This window comes from Thalassotalea mangrovi, assembly GCF_005116735.1.
In the GTDB taxonomy this organism is placed as follows: Bacteria; Pseudomonadota; Gammaproteobacteria; order Enterobacterales; family Alteromonadaceae; genus Thalassotalea_A; species Thalassotalea_A mangrovi.
The window spans coordinates 44,476-62,077 of the sequence record NZ_SWDB01000010.1 but is presented as its reverse complement, the minus strand read 5'-3'; the positions used below and the strand labels follow the sequence as shown (position 1 = coordinate 62,077).

The 17,602-nt window shown below is 46.4% G+C and carries 18 protein-coding genes; 10 read left to right on the top strand and 8 right to left on the bottom strand.

Features of this window, described 5'->3' with window-relative positions; all coding sequences use genetic code 11:
* Nucleotides 1-45: 45 nt before the first annotated feature.
* Both E8M12_RS05425 and E8M12_RS05420 read left to right on the top strand, forming a co-directional pair.
* On the top strand, nt 46-771 hold the full coding sequence (locus E8M12_RS05425; protein WP_136735079.1) for a hypothetical protein: 726 nt from the start codon (nt 46-48) through the stop codon (nt 769-771).
* Between the two features lie 169 nt (nt 772-940).
* Entirely contained in the window at nt 941-2,257 is a 1,317-nt protein-coding gene (locus tag E8M12_RS05420; RefSeq protein WP_136735078.1) for an MFS transporter, read from the top strand.
* Nucleotides 2,258-2,420: 163 nt separating this feature from the next.
* On the opposite strand, the gene E8M12_RS05415 is transcribed toward E8M12_RS05420, so the two are convergent.
* Nucleotides 2,421-2,876: a DUF2141 domain-containing protein gene (locus E8M12_RS05415; RefSeq protein WP_169303043.1), complete on the bottom strand. Its 456-nt coding sequence runs from the start codon at nt 2,874-2,876 to the stop codon at nt 2,421-2,423.
* An 86-nt stretch (nt 2,877-2,962) separates the two neighbouring features.
* A complete protein-coding gene (locus E8M12_RS05410; RefSeq protein ID WP_136735076.1) occupies nt 2,963-3,733 on the bottom strand; it encodes a GntR family transcriptional regulator in 771 nt (256 codons plus the stop codon).
* A gap of 327 nt (nt 3,734-4,060) precedes the next feature.
* Between E8M12_RS05410 and E8M12_RS05405 the strand changes: the two genes are divergently transcribed.
* From E8M12_RS05405 to E8M12_RS05390, 4 genes are all read left to right on the top strand, one after another.
* On the top strand, nt 4,061-4,849 hold the full coding sequence (locus E8M12_RS05405; protein ID WP_136735075.1) for a maleate cis-trans isomerase family protein: 789 nt from the start codon (nt 4,061-4,063) through the stop codon (nt 4,847-4,849).
* Nucleotides 4,850-4,902: 53 nt separating this feature from the next.
* The gene (locus E8M12_RS05400; protein WP_136735074.1) at nt 4,903-5,907 is read left to right on the top strand and encodes a hypothetical protein; all 1,005 of its coding nucleotides are present in this window, start codon (nt 4,903-4,905) and stop codon (nt 5,905-5,907) included.
* A 604-nt stretch (nt 5,908-6,511) separates the two neighbouring features.
* Nucleotides 6,512-7,711, top strand: coding sequence for a CaiB/BaiF CoA transferase family protein (locus E8M12_RS05395; protein WP_136735073.1), 1,200 nt, complete (start codon nt 6,512-6,514; stop codon nt 7,709-7,711).
* Nucleotides 7,711-8,649: a hydroxymethylglutaryl-CoA lyase gene (locus E8M12_RS05390; RefSeq protein WP_136735072.1), complete on the top strand. Its 939-nt coding sequence runs from the start codon at nt 7,711-7,713 to the stop codon at nt 8,647-8,649. Before E8M12_RS05395 ends, E8M12_RS05390 begins: the two co-directional genes overlap by 1 nt.
* On the opposite strand, the gene E8M12_RS05385 is transcribed toward E8M12_RS05390, so the two are convergent.
* The 3 genes from E8M12_RS05385 to E8M12_RS05375 form a co-directional block, all read right to left on the bottom strand.
* On the bottom strand, nt 8,646-9,350 hold the full coding sequence (locus E8M12_RS05385) for a hypothetical protein (RefSeq protein ID WP_136735071.1): 705 nt from the start codon (nt 9,348-9,350) through the stop codon (nt 8,646-8,648). The two genes, E8M12_RS05390 and E8M12_RS05385, sit on opposite strands and share 4 nt — an antisense overlap.
* Before the next feature lie 43 nt (nt 9,351-9,393).
* The gene (locus E8M12_RS05380) at nt 9,394-10,248 is read right to left on the bottom strand and encodes an isocitrate lyase/PEP mutase family protein (protein WP_136735070.1); all 855 of its coding nucleotides are present in this window, start codon (nt 10,246-10,248) and stop codon (nt 9,394-9,396) included.
* A 106-nt stretch (nt 10,249-10,354) separates the two neighbouring features.
* Nucleotides 10,355-11,131 (bottom strand): maleate cis-trans isomerase family protein, encoded by a 777-nt coding sequence (locus E8M12_RS05375; protein WP_136735069.1) that lies wholly within the window; start codon nt 11,129-11,131, stop codon nt 10,355-10,357.
* Between the two features lie 112 nt (nt 11,132-11,243).
* Between E8M12_RS05375 and E8M12_RS05370 the strand changes: the two genes are divergently transcribed.
* Together E8M12_RS05370 and cspE are read left to right on the top strand one after the other, a co-directional pair.
* Nucleotides 11,244-11,954 (top strand): SDR family oxidoreductase, encoded by a 711-nt coding sequence (locus E8M12_RS05370; protein WP_136735068.1) that lies wholly within the window; start codon nt 11,244-11,246, stop codon nt 11,952-11,954.
* A gap of 364 nt (nt 11,955-12,318) precedes the next feature.
* Nucleotides 12,319-12,528 carry a transcription antiterminator/RNA stability regulator CspE gene (gene cspE / locus E8M12_RS05365; protein WP_136735067.1) on the top strand — a complete coding sequence of 70 codons (210 nt, stop codon included), beginning with the start codon at nt 12,319-12,321 and terminating at the stop codon, nt 12,526-12,528.
* Nucleotides 12,529-13,364: 836 nt separating this feature from the next.
* On the opposite strand, the gene E8M12_RS05360 is transcribed toward cspE, so the two are convergent.
* Genes E8M12_RS05360 through E8M12_RS05350 form a run of 3 tightly spaced genes read right to left on the bottom strand, consistent with a single transcriptional unit; the run spans nt 13,365 to nt 15,811 of the window.
* Nucleotides 13,365-14,564: an MFS transporter gene (locus E8M12_RS05360; RefSeq protein WP_136735066.1), complete on the bottom strand. Its 1,200-nt coding sequence runs from the start codon at nt 14,562-14,564 to the stop codon at nt 13,365-13,367.
* A 13-nt stretch (nt 14,565-14,577) separates the two neighbouring features.
* Nucleotides 14,578-15,288, bottom strand: a complete 711-nt coding sequence (locus E8M12_RS05355) for a hypothetical protein (RefSeq protein ID WP_136735065.1) — start codon at nt 15,286-15,288, stop codon at nt 14,578-14,580.
* Entirely contained in the window at nt 15,281-15,811 is a 531-nt protein-coding gene (locus tag E8M12_RS05350; protein ID WP_136735064.1) for a VOC family protein, read from the bottom strand. Before E8M12_RS05350 ends, E8M12_RS05355 begins: the two co-directional genes overlap by 8 nt.
* A 110-nt stretch (nt 15,812-15,921) precedes the next feature.
* Here E8M12_RS05350 and E8M12_RS05345 point away from each other — a divergent pair, with 110 nt between their 5' ends.
* Together E8M12_RS05345 and E8M12_RS05340 are read left to right on the top strand one after the other, a co-directional pair.
* Complete coding sequence (locus E8M12_RS05345) at nt 15,922-16,773, top strand: NAD-dependent epimerase/dehydratase family protein (protein WP_136735063.1); 852 nt, start codon at nt 15,922-15,924, stop codon at nt 16,771-16,773.
* A gap of 31 nt (nt 16,774-16,804) precedes the next feature.
* On the top strand, nt 16,805-17,596 hold the full coding sequence (locus E8M12_RS05340) for an SDR family oxidoreductase (RefSeq protein WP_136735062.1): 792 nt from the start codon (nt 16,805-16,807) through the stop codon (nt 17,594-17,596).
* The last annotated feature ends 6 nt before the right edge of the window (nt 17,597-17,602 follow it).

Here is a 17,602-nt window from a genome sequence, read left to right as displayed (position 1 = left end):
TTTTGATGGGTTTGTAACCAAACAAATTTTTAGGGAGAGCCGTTTATGAAAGAAGAATATCAATACAGCTTAGCGCTGGCGCTCTTTGACTTTGTGCCGGTGATTTTTTCCTCGATTGGCTTGATACTTATCGCCCGAATGATTGCTGCTATCGAGCCTAAACTGCAACGCATCGCGCAAATCTCGGTGGTGATGATCATCATCGGCGGTACTGCTAAGGTGACCTGGAAAACGCTAATTGCTGCCTTTGATATCAATTTCATGGCTCTTAATCACAGCTTGTTTATTTTTATGGCACCAGGTTTCACCCTGTTGACTTACGCCCTGATTCTCACTCGACGCTCATACAATCGGGTCGAATATTCCTCCAAAGGCTGGCTCTGGCCCGCCGGCTTTATCGCCGTTTTTGCATTAACTGCTGGGTACCTGGCAATCAACTTCCCGGACAAACGCTTCTGGTTTTTATCGTTATTGGTGTTGCTCACCGTAGCTAATATGGTGTTTATCTGGCACGCGGTACGCCACGCCTGGCAAATTAAACAAAAAGGCGCGGGGGTGTTATTTATCGTCAACCTGGTCGGTATCTTTTTATTGTCATACCTGGCTCGCCAGGGCGATCAGAGTGAAGCTGCTCAGTGGCTGGCGGAAATTCTCAATAGTATTACCCAGGGGGCACTGGCGTTGGGAGCATATTGGCTATATCGGGCGACTAGCCGAGAAGTCGAAAATGCAGCAGCTGACGTTCATCCGGTCCTGGGGGTCAGGTCTTGAATTGTGCTGTTTTGGGGTCAGCGGTTGTGGGGTCAGGTCTTGAATTGTGCACTGGAAGTGCAAAATTCAAGACCTGACCCCACAATAGATAAAAACCTGACACCATAACAGATATGACCCCAAGACTGATAACCAGGCATAAATAGAATAATAAACGAGGGAACTCACTATGACCACGCAAGCAGCGGAAAATAAGTATCTGTTTATCCAGGTAAATGAAGGTGTAAGTGGATGGAACATGTCGGTGTTCTATCTGACCTGTATCGCCAGTATTTTGCTCGGTACATTTATTAATGCATTCCAGCCATTTCTATTTACCGAAGTTATGAACATCCCAAAAGCCGAGCATGGCATGGTTAGCGGTAAGCTGAATTTTTGGGGGGAGATGGCAATTATCGCCTCGGTCGGAGTCTGGGGAGCCGTTTCCGATAAAATCGGCCGACGTACGGTTATGGTATCGGGCTTTGCACTGATTGCTTTGGCACTTTATCTGTATCCGGGAGCGGCAAGTGTTAATGAGCTCGTGGTGTATCGAATGGTATACGGAGTCGGGATTGCGGCGGCGACCTGCATGATTGTTACCTTGTTAGCGGATTATGCGGTGAACAAAAGCCGCGGCAAGGCTGCCGGTCTGCAGGGAGTCTGTAATGGCATTGGTGCCATGGTTGCGCTGTTTTTGCTTTTGCGTTTGCCATCGGTGTTTCAGAGCAATGGCTGGTCGGTCGTTGATTCTGGGTTTGCCACCTATTACGTTGCCGTCGGCTTGGCAGTTGTGGTCGGCCTCATATCATTAAGAGGTCTCAAATCTCACGAAAAGATAGAGCATGAACAAAAGCCAGGATTGGCAACGCTAATGGTAGATGGCGTAAAAGCTGCCAAAGATCCGGGCATTGCCCTGGCTTACGGTGCTGCATTTGTGTCCCGCGCAAATTTAAGTATTGTTGGTGCCTTTATGACGTTATGGCTGTCCAACTATGGTACCTCCGCAGATGTTGGAATGTCAGCAGCGGATTCATTGAAAAAAGCCGGTATGTTTGTTGGTATTGCTCAGGGTGTCGCGTTGTTAACCGCGCCTTTGTTTGGTTTGTTGACCGATAAGATTAACCGGGTTAATGCCCTGGCGGTTGCCTGCCTACTCACCTTTATCGGTTATGCGGGGACATACTTTGTAACCGATCCGTTTGGCGGTTTTATGATCGCCATCGTTATCGTGGTGGGGTTAAGTGAAATCGGCGCCATCATTACCTCTGGGGTATTGATTTCTCAGCAAACGGCTGAGAAAAACCGCGGAGCGGTTATCGGCATCTTTAATCTATGCGGTGCGATTGGTATCCTGGTCTCCAGTGTTATCGGCGGTTACCTGTTCGACCACTGGAAAAATGCAGGTCCTTTTGTTTTTGTCGGTTTTTGCGGTTTGATTGTGTTTATCTGGGCCCTGGTAGTGAAGAATAAGGTTGTCCCACATGCCGAGCAATCGCAAAGCTAAAATTACCTAAAAAAATCAAGGGGGTCAGAGTTGTTGAAAATCAACAACTCTGACCCCCTTGATTTTTGACTTGCAGTTAAAAGCAGCTTACTGCCTGAATTGTGTCGGTATGACTAAGCATAGGAAGCAGCTTACCGCCTGTCGCTTGCAGCCTGCAGCTACTTTAATCAATACTACTAAGGGTGATTTTAAGCTTGGTACCTTCAGAGGGGACATTAAACAGCGCATCGTCGAAATCCGGTGGGCCCATTTTCCCTTTGGCATCATTCGACGTACCAACCGGTTCTTTCGGAATACCAATCCAGTTGGTTTTCATCTCGCTATCCATATCAAGATCCTGATATAGGAAAAGGGCGTAGTCACCTTCTGGCAGGTCAAAATTGATCATTTCCGGATCGCCAGGTTGCTCTTCTGTAAACGAGTGGATATGGGTCATAAAGGACTCACCTTCGTCTTCTGACATCCAGTTTTTCTGTTGTTGATAGACTTTGACAACAATCTGCCCCTTGGCGGATTGCACGGGACTAAGGGCGATCTCCACCGGCGCCGCCGTGGTAATAAACGACAGGCCCGCCAGGGTTGTGAATAATGAAGGTACAGCGAGTTTGATTATTTTCATTGTTGTTCCTTTCATAATTATTGAAAACACAATGGCCAAAAGCGACAGGTAAATGGTTAGCTGTCGGAACCACTGGCCAGTAAGAGTTAATCGTCGACGGAAAACTCCATTTCAAACTGATATTGATCCGGTCTGTAGATAGCGTATAAGTGGTCAAACAGATTACCGTCTTTATCAAACATTGAGCGATCAATGACTAGCAATGGTTTGCCAATCGGGATATCCAGATGCATTGCCGTTTCCACGTTTGATAATGTCGCACTGACGGTCTGCTTAATTTTTCCCAATTGGATGCCGGCCGCTTTAAAAATCTCAATACGCGACATTTCCTGCATTTTTTCCGGAGTATAGATGTCGCCGATATCACGGGTCCAGCTGCCGTAATAACCAAAGGGCACACCATCTGATAGGCGGATTCGCTGTGATTGAATCAATGGCGTGTTACTGTCGGTACCAAAGCGTTGCTGAATATCCAGAGGCGGAATGGCAGCGCCAAATAGCAGTGATTTCACCTGGGACTCGCGGCCGAGAATTTTTAAATTTTCCAACAGTCCGCCCATCGGCGCAGCAACCTGTTCAGCCCGATGTTGGTACGTCACGTGTGAGCCCTTGCCACGGCGGCGGGTTATATAGCCTTCCTCGGCGAGTTCATCCATGGCCCGTTTGGCGGTGATACGTGACACCCCAAAAGCATCGGACAAATTGTGTTCGGTGGGCATCTTTTCACCAAAGGGAATTTCGCCATTGTGGATTTTCTCTTTGAGGAACAGGTAAACCTGGTGATATAGCGGTGTTGGCATATCACTTTTTAAGGCCGATTTTAATCTTGGATTTGCCAATAACTCATCAAATGACATATTGATATATCTCTTTGTGCTGATACCGAAATTTTTTTCATCTTAACAGATAGTGTAACTCGGTTCTAATATATAGATATCAAGGGTTAAGCTCAAAAGAGCAGTTTTTATGTTCTAAAGTTATATGTTTGTTACAAATATAACAAAGCCACGCAATTTGCAAACAATGGCGTGCGTGTCTCTAAAAATACCTATAGCGCGCTGCGACTGAAAAAGATCATTCCCGATAAATATTTACCCCAGTTTTTGATGTCTCAGCAGGATTGTTATTAATTATTAAATGTTATAACGTTATATCATTATAAGTGGCAGCGTAGGGATCTTGTCATGCACAATTATCAGATAGCTCGTCGGGCGCAAATCGGCGTGATTATTCCATCGACCAATACCGGGGTCGAATATGATTTACAGAAATTCCATCTCGATGGGGTTAGCTGGCATCCATCGCGGTTCTATATTGAACTGAGAAACTGGGCCGATGAAGTCGAGAAAACAGGCAATGATGAAAACCAGGTATTTGAGCGTTTCCTGGAAATTATGCGCGGTGAGATACCCGGTTCAATCCGTAATATCATGAGTGCCAAGGTCAATCACGTCATGCTTGGTATGTCCGCGGAAACTTTCTGGGGAGGTCTGGAAGGAAATATCGAATTTGAACAGGATATTCGCAATCAAATTGCCCAGTTTAATCCTGATGTTGGCCTTACCACAGGGGCTGGCGCAACCAAGGACGCGTTAAATTGTTTTGGTGCAAAGCGCATATCCGTGATCACCCCGTATCCGCAGGTTGGCGATGATAATGTGATTCGCTTTTTTGAAGATATTGGTTTTTCGGTGCACAAAGTCAAAGGCCTGAATCGTCCATCAGCGACGGCGATTGCCGAAACCCTGATCGAGGATGTGATTGAAGCGATTTATGACGTTGATGATGACAGTGTTGATGCCATTGTCCAGTGCGGAACCAACTTATCGACCCTGGATATTTTTCCGGTGTTTGAACATATTCTCAAAAAACCGTTAATTCCGATCAATGTCGCGACCGTCTGGCATGCGCTGCGGGCAATGGGTATTGACGATAAGGTCACCGGTTATGGTCGTCTGATGGAAGAGTTTTAACTAAACCGGCAGCAAAAAACAAACTTACAGATCTGCTTTAAGGAAGTGAACGTATGGCAAAAGAAAACCCAGGGTATCCGATGTTTAAACTTTCTTATGCGGTCGTTATCTGTTGCCTGATCATGCTGCTAATCTGGCTGATTGGTCCATACAGTGCACACCTTACCTTTGCCGAAGATCAGGGGCCAGCCTGGTACTACTGGAAACTTACCGAGCCAACGGTGTGGACACGATTGTCTGCCTGGTCTTTATATATCGGTCATCAGGTTGCCATCTGGTATCTCATTTATATCAGCCAGAAACGCAAGCTTTCCTACCAGGGCAGTTTTCGCTGGGGCTTGCACAAAGAAAATATACAGGCGCTGGCCGTTAATTTCTTCTTCGTCATGGCTCATATTGTGCAGACCAAGGTCTATTACGATGGCCTGGCGCAGGATACCAGTAATATGGCGGCAATGATGTCGGTGGTGCTGGTACTGGCGTTTACTTTGGTGCTGGAACAAAAGCGTCGCGGATTTATCTTTGGTAAATCGCTGGGGTGGTTAGAGCAGGTCAGGGCAACCTTCGTCCGTTACCATGGTTATTATTTTTCCTGGGCAATGATTTACACCTTCTGGTTTCACCCGATAGAGGTGACCCTGGGACATATGCTTGGCACCGCCTATATCCTGTTTTTTCTGGTCCAGGGTAGCTTGTTTTTCACCCGTTTTCATACTAATCGGGTTTGGAAGACGTTTTTGGAAAGTTTCGTAATATTCCACGCCGTAGTGGTCGCTTACTTTTCCATTCATAATGAATCGGTAAGCATGTTTGGTTTTGGCTTCGCGGCGATGTTTTTTGCGACCTACATCTACGGACTAGGCTTTTCAAAGAAAGTAATTGGTTTATTAAGCCTTGGTTTTATCCTGGTGTGTTTCCTTTTCTATTTCGACGATTTAAGTCAAATGAGTGAAGTCGTCCGCATCCCGATTATCCTATACTTGGTAGCATTGCTGTTTGCTGGCCTGGTTTATCTGGGCGTCATGGTTCGTAATCGACTTGCTCAGAGGCAAGCCTGATTACTTTCTCAGATGTGAGCCTGAGAAAGTCGGATTCAGGTTTCAGGTCTCAGGTTTCGGATGGCGAAGGGCCTAACTACTAGCTACTAGCACGCTGGCAAGCCAGCTCCTGGCACACGACTATAAATCGTTCCTAGCATGCAATCGTAGATTGCGCCGAGAATAAAGCAGGAGTTATGGTGGAAGTGGAAGGTGGAAGAGATAAGCTTTAACAAAGTCTGTTTCTTGCTGGTTTCACGGCTGCCAGCTGGGCGAGTTAACCAAGCTAAGGCTTACGTGACACCTTTAGTCACCCTTAGACACCTCATGCTCCAAACTTTCTTCGACACCCAATGAACCAAACCTTAGACCAGATAACTTCGTCATTTCCTGCTACGACAGGAAATCTGAGTCATTCAGCTAAGTTTGAGATCTCCATTTACATGGAGATGACGGGGAGGGGGTGAGGTTGCAGGCTTCCACTCCACCAGCGCAGCTTACCTCTTAAACAATGAATCGGGTGTATAGCCCGGTTCATTAAACATTCTCCTTTACTTAAATGTTATATAGATATAACATTGTGGCAAATAGTCCCCAGATTTGCGTATCTTATGGCAGGTATCCGATGAACAAACCGTTAAAAGGCCTTACCATTTTAGATCTGACCCATATGCTTTCGGGTCCGTATGGTGCGATGATTTTATCGGATCTTGGCGCCAATACCATAAAAGTTGAACCGCTGGCCGGAGAAGGAACCCGTAAGCTGCTTGCTAATGATCCGGAAAATTCGGTTGATGGGTTTGGGGCGTATTTCATTACCCTGAACCGCAATAAGCGCTCGGTTGCCATTGACTTAAAAAGCGAGGAAGGTAAGCAGGTTTTTTATCAACTGGTACAACAGGCGGATGTGGTGATCAGCAATTTTGGTCCTGGTGTCCCAGAGCGCCTGGGCATCGACTACCAGACCTTATCCCAATTCAACGAGCGAATTATTACCTGCACGGTGACGGGCTTTGGTTCTGAAGGGCCAGGATCTAAACGTCCGGCTTTCGATCAGGTAGCCCAGGCATTCGGTGGCGGTATGTCAATTACCGGTCATGATATCAATGATCCAATGCGCGCTGGTATTCCCATCGGCGATTTGGGCGGCGGAATGTTTGCGGTGATGGGCATCCTGTCTGCTGTTGTCGAGCGTGCTCAAAGTGGCAAAGGCCAGCATGTGGATATATCGATGCTGGATTGCCAGGTGTCGATGTTAAATTACATGGCGACCATGCATTTACTATCAGGTAAAGACCCATATCCGATTGGCAACTCGCATTTCGTCCACGTTCCGTATAACAGCTATCAGACCCAGGACGGTCATATTATTCTTGCCGTTATTACCGATAACTTCTGGCAAAACCTGAAAACCGTGGTCAAGATAAAAGAGTTTGAAGACAGTAAATATGACACCCAGCCCGGTCGTTTTGCCGATAAAGCGTTAATTGATGGCAAGCTTAATGAGCTGTTTGCCACCAATACCAATCATCACTGGATTGGCTTGCTGGAAGCGGCACGAATTCCCTGTGCGCCAGTAAATAAATTCAGCGATGCCCTGAACGACCCGCAAATCCTGCACCGCAACATGGTGGTAGATATGTTGCACCCTAATGGCAAAACCGCGAAAGGTCCGGGGAATCCAATCAAGTTATCCCGCACCAATGAAGACAGCTTTTCCGCGGCTCCATTTATCGGTCAACATACCGATGAAGTGTTAACGGATTTATTAAAGATGCAGGCTTCGGATATCGCAGCATTAAAAGACAAAGGAGTCATTGGCTAATGGCCAGGGGCAAAGAATGGGTGCATATCACCGATGTTGGCCCGCGCGATGGATTGCAGAACCAGGCGCAAATTTTAACCATTGAGCAACGCTTGCAGCTTATTCATGGCTTGACAAAGGCTGGCGTTAAATCGATTGAAGTTGGCAGTTTTGTTTCACCAAAAGCGGTTCCTGCGATGGCTGGTACTGACCAGGTTATACAGCAACTTAGTCATTTTGATGATGGCGTGCAATACCAGGCGCTGATCCCTAACCTGAAAGGTTATCAGCTGGCACAACAGGCGGGCGCTAAATCTTTGCTACTTGTCGTTTGTGCATCGCAAACCATGAACCAGAAAAATATCCGTATGTCAGTCGAGGAAAGTATCGTTCAGGCCCAGGATATTATCGCTTTGGCAAAAAAAGATGGCATTGAGGTACTGGTCTGTATTGCCGTTGCCTGGGAATGCCCATTTGAGGGCAAAACGGATATCGATACGGTATTAACGCTTGCCCATCAACTGCGTATGGCAGGTGCTGATAAACTGGTATTCGCCGATACCATAGGTGCCGCAAACCCCTTACAGGTAAAGGCATTGATGCAACCGGTCATTGAAGAATATGGTAGCGATATCATTGGTTGTCATTTTCATGATACCCGGGCCATGGGAATGGCAAATGTATATGCGGCAATAGAGGCTGGGGTGCGACAGTTTGATGCATCGGTCGGCGGCCTTGGCGGCTGTCCATTCGCGCCCGGGACGACGGGGAATGTTGCTACCGAAGATGTGGTGATGATGTTAGCGCAAATGGGCTTTGAAACCGGTATTGATTTACTCAGGTTGATGGAAGTCGGGCAACTTGCCGGCGACCTGTGCCAGGTATCTTCCGGTGGCCGAGCCAGCGCCTGGCGACACCTTCAGCTTAAACGCAACTTTAATTTTTCCTCTGAATTTTAGACAACTTCAGCAACATCTCCAGCGGCTGCAATTCCAACGTTCTGCACAAATCGCTCAGTGGCAATTAAACTGGCGATAAATAGCACTTCCATAATGTTACCCAACATAAAACCATAATCGCTACCTGCTGCGGCCCCATTAACCAGGAAAATACTGATTGCTCCTAAGGAGAACCAAGGCCATTTGCCTTTAATCCATACATATATTGAACATAGGATGGCGACAACATTCATTCCTATCGTCGCCCAGGGCGGTGACGAATATTCGGCTACGAATCGTTCAAATGGCGCAATCATTTGATTTGGGTCGCTAAAGGTCGCAGGCACCAGTTGTTGATGAATATACTCACCCCAGAGACCGTAGCCAATGCCAGCAAGTACCAGGCCGCTAAACATAAAGTAAAAACCATTGCGCCATTTTAGATTGGGGTTGACCTGGGTGATTATGGATAGGGAGAAAAGCCCTAATACCGGTAGGATCATGGCGTGAAATAACCAGCGAAGTTCGCTGTAAAACTCAAGCCCTGGCGTAGCACCTGTAAGACTGGAGCAAAGCAAAATGGCGTTATCATATATGACACCAAATAGTAAGATTCGAAGCCACCACAATCGCCACGTAGCGTCTTCAATTTTGAACGTAGTTGCCAACAGAAATAACTGGCATAGTAAAATGGCAAAAAAGAAATAACTTAGTGAAATCATATTCCTATCCAATCCTGATGTGTGGCCGGTTGTTATTCTGTGTTTAGGTGATATTTAGGTATTGTTCTACCTTAACCAATTTATTCATTGTGTTTAAATCAATAAGCTCATTTGTATATGAGGTGGTTTCTCCTTTGGTCGCAATATGGCGAAGCAACTGTTGTGCCTGAGGTACAAAAGCGTGGAGTAGAGCCACAGGGTACAGGGCTATCTTGTAACCCAATTGCTGCAATTGCTGGCTGCTATCGACCGGGCTGTTACCACCTTCTACCAGGTTGTGCACCAGTGGAACTTTGTCTTTGAATTCATCGGCAATGATCTGCATTTGCTTTAAGTTTGTTGGCGCTTCGATAAACAATAAATCGGCGCCCGCTTCAAGATACTGCCGTGCCCGCTGCATTGCATCGTCAAAGCCATTGATCGCAAGGGCATCGGTGCGGGCAATCAGTAAAGTATCACTGCTGTTTCTGGCATCGGTAAATGCCTTGATTTTACCGACCATTTCACCGCTGCTAATCACTTGTTTACCAAGCATATGACCACAGCGCTTTGGCATTACTTGATCTTCCATTTGCATGGCGCTGGCGCCACTTTGCTCGAACAGCTTTACGGTGCGCTGAACATTGATGGCATTACCAAAGCCAGTATCCATATCGACAATAAGGGGGAGGGCAGAGATTTCTCTTAAGGTTCTTATTTGTTGCGCCATTTCGGTCATGGAGATTAAACCAACATCAGGCACGCCATATTGACAAAAGGCGATTCCGGCACCGGATACAAAGCCGACTTCAAATCCGGCTTGTTCAATAAGGCGAAGAGAAAGGCCGTTGGCCACCCCAGGCGCTTTTAGTACCGAATCTCTTGCTAACGCCTGTTTAAGCCGAGTGTTATGTTTCATATCTTAACCTTGCTGAGATTCCGTATCGGAGTACGGAATGACGGGTTTTGTGGCTGTTAGTTCCCGCCAGTTGAGATCGTCATACCGGCGTATGCCGGTATCTAATCTACGCGGGCAATTCGATATGCTCTTCAAGCAATGAACCAAAGCCACGAATTTTGTCATGGATGCCATTCGCTCTCAGTGCATGCCAAAAGGTAATGGCATTGATCGCCAGCACCGGTTTACCCAGCTCTTTCTCCAGTTGTGCTGCCAGCTCCACGAAGTACATATTGGTGCCTGCCTGGAGAATTAAATCCACATCATCACCATCTACCTCTTTTACCAGTTGCCGGGTAGCGCCTGATGTCTCATAGGCAATGTCCACCGGACCTGGTGAGCAGTGTCCTTTAACCCGCACCACTTCATAGCCGATATCTGCCATAAACTTAACCACTTGCGCGTCGCCCACCGGCATATAAGGTGATACCACGCCAATGCGCTTAACGCCTGCGTAGCATTTTAATGCGTCCATAATGGCCTGGGCACCAAAGGTGATCTCACAATTGGCCTCGGATTTGGCGATATCGTTGTATTTCTGAAACTCCCGATCGGAGCGGCCTTTACCATCCCAAAAGGTTTCTGCGGAATAGCCGAAAATGACGTGATCAGGAAGGCAGGTGAAACAATCTCTCAGGCCTTGCTCGGTGGCATCACCAATAGCTTTCACCATAGCGACAAATTCATCCTCATTGGTGACTTTAAAAGGCGGGATTAAGCATCCCCGGGTCGCCAGTGCGACACCTTCTGGGCACATGCGATGGTATTCCTGCTCAACGGCGGTATTGGTAGACGGAACTAATACCGCAAATTTTTTACGATAACCATAATAATCGACTGACATAAAGGCTCCATGCGAAGGCTTGGTAAACTTGATTGATGTAAATGTTATAACATTAATACAAATAATGTTAAAGTCGATGATAGTAAACAAAAAAGCAAGCTAGTAAAATACTATGGCCAATAAAAAAATCGCATTAGTCACTGGTGGTAATCGAGGTATCGGACGGGCGATTGCCCGCCAGTTATCTGACCAGGGAATTCATGTAATAATCACCGCAAGGAAGATCAGTGATGGCCAGTCGGTGGTTGATGAGATTATCGAAGCCGGCGGTTCTTCTGAGGTTATGTTATTGGAGATGACGGACTCGCAGCAACGAGAGCGGTTGGTACGGGACATCGATGCTCAATATCAGCGCCTTGATATTCTCGTCAATAATGCCGGGGTTGCCCTGGATAAGTGGGTGCCAGGCGCGGACCTTGATATTCAGGTGATGCGAGACACCATGGAGGTTAATGTCTATGCGTCACTGCAATTAATTCAGCTGGCGCTGCCATTAATGAAGCGTAACCAATATGGTCGAATCGTTAACTTATCCAGTGAACTTGCCTCGTTAAATGATATGCACCTGGGGATGACCCTGGCGTATCGAACCTCTAAAGCGGCGCTTAATGCCATTACCCGAATCCTTGCTTTGGAACTGGAGGAATACCCAGATATTAAAATCAATGCCGCCGCCCCCGGTTGGGTGAAAACAGAGCTTGGCGGTGACGATGCACCGTTAACGCCAGAGCAGGGAGCGATAACACCGGTCTGGTTGGCAACCTTGCCTGAAGATGGTCCGAGTGGCGGTTTTTATCGGGAAAAGCAGGCATACCCATGGTAAATTTTTACCATTGGTAGGTTTCAGGTTTCAGGTTTCAGGTTTCAGGTCTCGGAAGGCGAACTGCTGACAATGCACTTTGAAAAGGTAGATTCTGCATTGGTTATTTGACGAAACGTGTAGCACTGATTCTTTCAATGTAAAATAAATGTACGATAAATGGTAAATCAGTGAATCGGATGTTAGAATTCCAACCGTTAAATTGTTCTACCCCATAATCGAACATCGCTTCTACGTATTCGTTTAAAGTTAGTCACTATTGTTTCTCTCCTTATTCATTGTATAAAGCTATTCGCTTCAGTTAGTTCTTTTTTAGCAATGTACGTTGCTTGTGCAACATTGATTATTTATCTATTAGGAGAGTTTTATGTCTAAAACTACAGGTACTGTAAAATGGTTCAACGAAACTAAAGGTTTTGGTTTTATTACCCCGGCAGATGGCAGCAAAGATGTATTCGTACACTTCCGCTCAATCGTTTCCGATGGTTTCAAAAGCCTTGCGGAAGGCCAGCAAGTTGAATTTGATGTAGAGCAAGGTCAAAAAGGCCCTCAAGCGGCTAATGTGTCTGCTATCTAACAAACAAATTTAATGACAAGCTCAGTTAGTATTGAGCTTGTCATCTATTAGCAATAATCGCTTCTTATACTTACATTCGAGGTACACTATTTACTTATATAAAAAGGAAATGAATGCGCTTTTTAATCGGCAATTCAAATTGTTATTATCGAAACCCGCCAATATCAGAAGTTGCGGTAAATAAAAATACGGTCACTTTTAGCGATACTAACGGCAAACAAAAACTGAAATTCAATTCTTCAGAACAAAGAACACTCTTTATAAAGTGGCTTTTATCTTAAGCTTTTAGATCCCTGTTTCTGTGCGATCTTATACCTATCAATCTATAGGTCATATCCAATTCAATACCAATTCCACTACGTGTTTTCCCACTCAGAGAGAATTTAAATGCTTTTAGGCAAAGCCATGATTGCTGAGAATGGTCGTTCCATTATCACAATCAGCCAAAATCAGTAACGCCCTTTAAAAGCCTTTAAAACTCACCCGCTGGGAGTTTATCAGATGCCCATTTACGATCCTCAGCCCTAACTTGGAGATGCGCAAAAACTTAATGGAATTGGTATAAGGGAGATCCCGGCTCGGAGGCCGGGATGACGGAGTAAATATTCAATGACAACGGATGGCTCAGTTTTGGATGCTTTAACTCTGAGCGACGAAGTTTGTTGCGTGCCCGGAACAATCTTCGATTGTGTACTCGAAGTGACGTTTTTCGTCACGTGCTCGGAACAATCTTCGATTGTGTGCTCGGAGTGACGCTTTGTGTCACGTACTCGAAGTATCGTTAACGATACGTACTAAAGAAATATCGTAAAGGATACGTAATAAAGAATTATCATTCATTGTGCATACGTCACACCTGTCCAACGGCGCTGGACTGTCACAGCCGCAACGGCGAGGCCAGCGGTGCACATTGCGGCAAGCAACAACGGGCTTTGGCTGCCAAAGCCGATATAAATAGATCCGGTTGCTAAAGTAGCGACACTTCTTGCCAGGGTGCCAAGAGAAGAATATACCCCCATCACCAAACCTTTTTCATGGTCACCGGCCCGCAATGAAACCAGGCTCTGGCACGAGGTTGTCATTAACCCTGTGGTGCCTGCCTGAATCATCATTGTCAGCAATATGCCCCAATAAGAATGGTTCAAGGCAAAGAAAATCATCAAAATCATAGCAATGGCGTAACCCAGGGCGCCGTATCGTAGTAGCTTATGTTCGCCAAAGTGATTGGCCAGCTTACCAACCAGTCCCCCCTGGACGATGACCAGAGTTAGTCCACCGGTAAGTAAAAACGCAACCAAATCGTTTGGACCGTCGATCAATGCTAAATCCTTTATCCAGATTGGGAATATGGATTCAAACAGACCGGCGGCGAGGTTAAGCAATATGCCACATAACACAATTAGTGCGACTACAGGCCTGGCCAGCACTTTTTTGATGGCACTTAGCTGTTCATCCCTCGGTTGTTGCCTGAGTTTGAGTTGTGTCGACTTGCTAAGGCTTTCCTTGAGGAAAAACATAATGGTACACAGAGATACCAGTGACAACGCCGCACTGGTTAGTGCCGGATATAAGAAGTTTGCCGTCTCGAAATTTCCCCCAGCCATCACGCTGCCTACCGCTGCACCGATAACGAAACCTAATCCCAGTGCGGCACCTATTAATCCCATTCCCTTGGCACGATTATTTTTATCGGTAATATCGACAATGTAGGCTTGCGCCGTGGCAATATTACCCGCCATAAAGCCGCTCAGTAAGCGCGATATGGCGATAAGCCATAAACTTTCCGCGAAGGCGAGGATAAGGTAGCCGATACAAGCTCCGGCCATACTGACAATCAATATGGGTTTACGGCCGTAATAATCGCTCAACCGTCCGAGCCAGGGCGATGAAATAAACATCGCCAGCGGGTACAGCGCCATTAATATGGTAGCCTGTTCTGGACCGCCGCCAAGTTGCAACACATAGTAAGCAAAAATTGGGATCATGATGCCAAAGCCAATCAAATCGACCAGCACCACAAAAAATATATAGCGCATGAAAAATCCTTACTCAGTCGAATACCTGATTGTCGACACGCCAATTCCGCTCCGGCGATTGTTGCCAGGTATAGCGACGTAACAGCCCATCGTTATCGATAAAACAACGTGCCGGCGCATTAGCTTGATAGATATCGGACTGGTATTGAAAAACCTCAACAGTCAGGGATTGGTTTGCTAATTCGAGGATTGCCTCATTCTCGATTAGGGATGCGGAACGTTGGCTGTTGTAGGGACGTAACACCGTATCGCTGTCATCAAGCGTGCGAATATCAGGTACGATAAGTTCATTGCAAAGGCCATTGGCTAACGCATGTACCGCGCTGCCCATAAAAACCCGCATCAGGGGGAAGAAGCATTGCCTGTCATTGATTGGCTGTTGACCATGATGACGGTTTACCTGCCAGTGCAGTTTGTTATCGCGAATATAATAACGAGCAAGGAATTGGCTGTGCTGGCAATATTGCCAATCGATAATGATTTGCAGGTGACCATTATCCTGACGTTGTCTGCAATCACTGTATATGATCAGCTCTGCGTCTTCGATAATGCGTGCGGACAGAGTGCCGGTATGCGTGGATGTCGTATATTGCAGCCAGGGTTCGCTAATGCTGGCCTTTGTGTCGTTCAGGTGGTAATCAAACTGCCCCTGCTTTTCAATGACAGCGTCTTCAGGGAACAGGCCGCTGTCCCGCAATATCAACCTGTGATCAATATCAGCCATCTTCGCCTCCCTGTCGAGGCAAGTGTCCAGCGTTTGCATTTTCATCATTCAGTTCAATCAGCTCGATCAGGTGCTGATGGCAATCATCCGGGTTTAAATACACCATCTTTCTCGAACCTAAATCGATAACGCCATCTGGAGTAACGTAACCGGGATAAATGCCTCGAGTTTTCAGGGCATTTAGCGCTGCCTCGATGTCACTGACATACCAGGCAAGGTGATTGAGGCCACCACCGGCACAGGGTTGAGTCGTTAACAGCTTTAAATAAGGCTCCTGAAGCGGTTCGATAAGCTCCATGGTAGTGCCATTGATATTAATAAAGGCGAACCGGGTTAAAGGCATATCGTCACTGTCGAACGGAGGAAAAACCTCAATACTGTCATTGCTTATGCCATAAATGAGCTGATATTCACGAATACTGGCTTTGAGATCCGGAACCACATATCCCACATGGGCCAGTCCACAAATATAGTGATTCAGAACATCAGATAGGTTGTCAGTAACGGACTCAGGGTTTGACATAGCAAAAGCTTTTCGTTGACTAAATGTTATATTGTTAATACATTAAGTCATAATAAGCTCGAGTACAACTATTGTGCACAAGCACTAACAGACAATTATCAGGGGCCTTTATGAACGTTTTTATTCTTGGATTGGGTAATGTTGGCAAGGCGTTAGCAGATACGTTAAGAGCTCAAGGACATCATGTTGAAGGAAGTACCACCACCCCGGCAAAGGTAGAATCATTAGCTCAGCACGTGGATAAGGTTCATGTGTTGCGCGGTGATGAGTCAGAAAAGCTTGCCGAGGCAAGCCAAAGCGCGGATGTCCTGGTAGTCTGCGTCGCGCCGGATGTAAAGAAGACCCGTACCAAAGAAGAGCGAGAACAGCATTACCAGCAGGTACTGGAAGAAAGCTGTAAAAGTGCCGCCAATGCCTGCCAGCGGGTGATATTCCTGTCTTCATTTTCGGTGTACGGTGACGGCGGCGAGGGGCAAGAGCCCATCAGTGAGTCAACTCCGACCGCAAATCATGATGAGCCTTCATCAAAATACTATCAGCGGGCAGAGAATCATGTTCTTGCCTCATCGCACGGTTGTGTGTTGCGTTTCCCGGATATGTACGGTGCGCCCGGCGATTTAAGTTTTTCCGAACGGGTAAAAATGGCTATCGATTACTTCGGCGGTAATGCCATTTTTGGTGCCGATGCGCCGTTATATGCGATTCACTTTGAAGACGTCGTTGCCTCAGTGGTACATGCCATTAATGAAGAGCTTAGTGGCATTTTCAATGTTTGTGATGATGATAATCTGCCGGCATCGAATCAACAGGTATTTGATGCGATTTGTGCTGAGCACGGCTGGCCGGCGCTGACGTTTTTAAATCAGATCAAAGCGCCCAATCGCAAAATATCGGCGGCGAAAATTTATCAAAGTGGTTATCGGGTTAAACATCCGGATCCGAATCTTCAATACTTATCTTAGTTTGACGACTGAAATGGGATAGGGATCGAACATGGTTAATATCGTAATCACTGGTTCAACCAAGGGCATTGGCAAAGGGCTGGCGGATGAGTTTATTGCTCAGGGACACCAGGTGGTTATTTCCGGCCGTAATCAACAGGAAATCGATCGGTTAATCGAACAATCAGGCAGTGCCAATCTCTATGGACTTGCCTGTAATACCCAGGATAAAGATGCCGTTGTCGCCCTGTGGCAATTTGCCGTTGATAAATTGGGCGGGGTTGATATCTGGGTCAATAACGCCGGTCTTGCCCGCACCGTCTGGCCCATTCTTGAAACCCCTGATGAAGAAATTTATACGATGGTGAAAACCAATGTACTGGGTACCATCAATGGCTGCAAAGTTGCCGCGGCGGCAATGAAAGAGCAGGGCTCGGGTAAAATATTTAATATGCTCGGCGGTGGTAGTGATGGTGAGTACTTCCCGGGAATGGGGATTTACGGCACCACCAAGCGTGGTCTCGATTATTTTACCAATGCACTGGCAAAAGAGCTAAAAGATGATGGCGTATTGGTTGGCAAGATTCGCCCGGGAATGATCATTACCGAAGGGGTTATCCGCGAGTCTAACGCTGATAAGAAAAACTTCGAACGTCGCCGTAAAATGGCCAATGCATTATGCGATACGGTCGAAACTGTAGCACCATTTCTGGTCAGGGAAATGCTGGCCTTTAATCAAACCGGTAAGAAAATTCGTTGGTTAACGCCGATGAAAATGACCGCTCGAATGCTTAAAGCCATGGTGATCACACCAGAAGATAAATTCAAACAATTCGATCTCTAAATAGGG

Excerpts from the sequence above, each read along its gene's own strand:
- E8M12_RS05425 (WP_136735079.1), top strand. The coding sequence starts at position 46 with ATGAAAGAAGAATATCAATACAGCTTAGCGCTGGCGCTCTTTGACTTT.
- E8M12_RS05420 (WP_136735078.1), top strand. The coding sequence starts at position 941 with ATGACCACGCAAGCAGCGGAAAATAAGTATCTGTTTATCCAGGTAAAT.
- E8M12_RS05415 (WP_169303043.1), bottom strand. The coding sequence starts at position 2,876 with ATGAAAATAATCAAACTCGCTGTACCTTCATTATTCACAACCCTGGCG.
- E8M12_RS05410 (WP_136735076.1), bottom strand. The coding sequence starts at position 3,733 with ATGTCATTTGATGAGTTATTGGCAAATCCAAGATTAAAATCGGCCTTA.
- E8M12_RS05405 (WP_136735075.1), top strand. The coding sequence starts at position 4,061 with ATGCACAATTATCAGATAGCTCGTCGGGCGCAAATCGGCGTGATTATT.
- E8M12_RS05400 (WP_136735074.1), top strand. The coding sequence starts at position 4,903 with ATGGCAAAAGAAAACCCAGGGTATCCGATGTTTAAACTTTCTTATGCG.
- E8M12_RS05395 (WP_136735073.1), top strand. The coding sequence starts at position 6,512 with ATGAACAAACCGTTAAAAGGCCTTACCATTTTAGATCTGACCCATATG.
- E8M12_RS05390 (WP_136735072.1), top strand. The coding sequence starts at position 7,711 with ATGGCCAGGGGCAAAGAATGGGTGCATATCACCGATGTTGGCCCGCGC.
- E8M12_RS05385 (WP_136735071.1), bottom strand. The coding sequence starts at position 9,350 with ATGATTTCACTAAGTTATTTCTTTTTTGCCATTTTACTATGCCAGTTA.
- E8M12_RS05380 (WP_136735070.1), bottom strand. The coding sequence starts at position 10,248 with ATGAAACATAACACTCGGCTTAAACAGGCGTTAGCAAGAGATTCGGTA.
- E8M12_RS05375 (WP_136735069.1), bottom strand. The coding sequence starts at position 11,131 with ATGTCAGTCGATTATTATGGTTATCGTAAAAAATTTGCGGTATTAGTT.
- E8M12_RS05370 (WP_136735068.1), top strand. The coding sequence starts at position 11,244 with ATGGCCAATAAAAAAATCGCATTAGTCACTGGTGGTAATCGAGGTATC.
- cspE (WP_136735067.1), top strand. The coding sequence starts at position 12,319 with ATGTCTAAAACTACAGGTACTGTAAAATGGTTCAACGAAACTAAAGGT.
- E8M12_RS05360 (WP_136735066.1), bottom strand. The coding sequence starts at position 14,564 with ATGCGCTATATATTTTTTGTGGTGCTGGTCGATTTGATTGGCTTTGGC.
- E8M12_RS05355 (WP_136735065.1), bottom strand. The coding sequence starts at position 15,288 with ATGGCTGATATTGATCACAGGTTGATATTGCGGGACAGCGGCCTGTTC.
- E8M12_RS05350 (WP_136735064.1), bottom strand. The coding sequence starts at position 15,811 with ATGTCAAACCCTGAGTCCGTTACTGACAACCTATCTGATGTTCTGAAT.
- E8M12_RS05345 (WP_136735063.1), top strand. The coding sequence starts at position 15,922 with ATGAACGTTTTTATTCTTGGATTGGGTAATGTTGGCAAGGCGTTAGCA.
- E8M12_RS05340 (WP_136735062.1), top strand. The coding sequence starts at position 16,805 with ATGGTTAATATCGTAATCACTGGTTCAACCAAGGGCATTGGCAAAGGG.